Origin of the sequence: Pseudoalteromonas sp. ESRF-bin5 (assembly GCF_002632075.1) — a bacterium.
Classification (GTDB): Bacteria; Pseudomonadota; Gammaproteobacteria; order Enterobacterales; family Alteromonadaceae; genus Pseudoalteromonas; species Pseudoalteromonas marina.
In genome coordinates this window covers 1-2105 of the sequence record NZ_NTLW01000001.1, presented here as the reverse complement: position 1 = coordinate 2105, position 2105 = coordinate 1, and the positions used below count along the sequence as shown (strand labels likewise).

At 40.9% G+C, this 2105-nt stretch carries 3 protein-coding genes; all 3 read right to left on the bottom strand.

Annotation, left to right across the window (positions count from 1 at the left end):
* On the bottom strand, nt 1–1139 hold a 1139-nt coding region (locus BCG07_RS00015; protein WP_286887888.1), incomplete at its 3' end, for a magnesium transporter.
* Between the two features lie 108 nt (nt 1140–1247).
* Nucleotides 1248–1520 (bottom strand): HPr family phosphocarrier protein, encoded by a 273-nt coding sequence (locus tag BCG07_RS00010; protein WP_006792093.1) that lies wholly within the window; start codon nt 1518–1520, stop codon nt 1248–1250.
* Between the two features lie 43 nt (nt 1521–1563).
* The coding region (locus BCG07_RS00005) for an RNase adapter RapZ (protein WP_286887883.1) at nt 1564–2105 on the bottom strand (542 nt) is incomplete at its 5' end.

The following is a 2105-nucleotide window of genomic DNA, read 5'->3' as shown; positions in this document are numbered from 1 at the left end:
ACACCCGCTATCAACAATGACCACAAAATGCCATTGAGTGCTCCAATAGCGAGTTCTTTCATCATTAAAAAGCGTTGGTTGGTTTGATTTATATGACCAACAGCTATACCACGAATAACAAGTGTAAGTGATTGACTGCCAGCAACACCGCCCATAGAAGGAACGATGCCATTAAGCACTGCTAAAATGGGTAAAATATCGAGTGTGCTTTCAAAAAAACTGGCTACAAAGGCGGCCGCAAGCGCGGTTAATAAGTTAACTCCTAACCATACTGAGCGTTTTTTAGAGCTTTTTAAGACAGGAGCAAAGGTATCTTCTTCATCATCAAGGCCCGCCAAACTCAGTAAACTATGTTCGGCGTCTTCACGAATTACGTCAACAATATCATCGATCGTGACACGACCAAGTAGCTGATCGTTGTCATCAACAACTGGGGCCGAGATCCAATTATGGCGCTCAAACAGTTGTGCGACTTCACTTTCATCCATTGAAATTGGAATTGACTCACATTCTTCATCCATTAAATCGCGAACAATTTTTTCTGGTGGATTAGTTAGCAATGTACTCAGCGATAAAGCACCAATAAAGCAGTTATGTTTATCAACCACATACAGGTCATCAGTGCCTTCAGGTAACTCTCCGCGAAGTCGAATATAACGTAGTACGACATCAATGGTCACATCTGGGCGAATAGTTACCGTATCGGTGTTCATGAGTGCACCAGCAGAACGCTCTTGATAAGATAGCGCTTGTGTTGCGCGCTCTCTATCTTGGGTGTCCATGGCGCTAACAACGTCTTGGTAAACAGTGTCAGGCAAACTACGTAATACTTCACCTAGGTCATCGTGACCCATGTCTTCAGTGGCAGCAGCAATGTGCTCAGGCTCCATTTGGGCAATAATACCCAGGCGCACGTCTTCTGATAATTCTTCGAGCACATCACCTTGAACATCAGGATCAACTAACTGCCATAGCAAGCGACGAATTTTGTGTGGAGATGATTCTAATAATAATGCAGTATCACATGGCGCTGTTTTTGCGAGCATGCGCCTAACTTGAACAAACTGACCACTATTAAGTGACTTAGTCACTTGTTTTAGTTGTTGTAGTGGGTAGTCTTGTTCAAAAGCTTCGGGCATTGGCGTCCTTTATTTATACTGTAACTGTTACCTAGTGGGTGGGGGAGTACGACCTAGCAGCCAGTTATTTTGATTATAGTTATTTTATTTAAATGTTAAAAATTAACGTTACTCTTGTTCGTTAAATCGTTGCGAAATAAGTTCTCCAATGGCATTTAAAGCTTGCTCTGCATCAGGCCCTTCACATACCACTTTAACTTCTTTACCTTGGCTACTTTCAAGTAGCATTAGTGCTAATACACTGTCACCAGCAGCTTCTTTATCATCTTGAAATAAGGTGATTGAAGCATCAAATTTTACAGCGAGTTGGGCTAATACAGTCGCGGCTCTGGCATGCAGTCCTAATTTATTTTGTATTAAAAAAGTGTCTTCTATACGCATACATTACTCTATCAAAGCTGAACAGGTTATTAGTTTTGTAAAATTACTTTTCTTGTTCTCTGTGACGTATTTTTACATTGGGATGCGTAACTGCAAAGCTTTCGCCAATTGTTTGCGCTAAATATACAGAGCGATGTTGCCCGCCAGTACAGCCAATCGCAATAGTTAAATAGCTTCTGTTATTTCGCTCTAGGTGTGGTAGCCATGTTTGTACAAAGGTTTGTATTTGCCATGTAAATTTTTGAACTATGCTGTGGCTAGCCAAATAATCTTTTACTGGTTGGTCTAGGCCATTAAGTGGTTTTAGTTCAGGCTCCCAGTGCGGGTTAGGTAAAAACCGTGCATCAAATACGTAATCTGCCTCTTTAGGAATGCCATGTTTAAAACCAAAAGATTCAAATGTAACAATCAGCTGCTTATCTTTTTTACCTAATATTTTTTCGCGAATTGACTCAGCAAGTTGATGAACGCTTAGCTCACTAGTATCGATCATGTAATCGGCGCGCGTAATTAGCACATCGAGAAGTTCTTTTTCTTTTTTTATGGCTAAATCAAGCGGAAGTGAATCTATTGATAAAGGGTGTA

What these genes read in the sequence shown, in the direction of transcription:
- BCG07_RS00010 (WP_006792093.1), bottom strand. Translation starts at nt 1,520, where the DNA reads ATGCGTATAGAAGACACTTTTTTAATACAAAATAAATTAGGACTGCAT.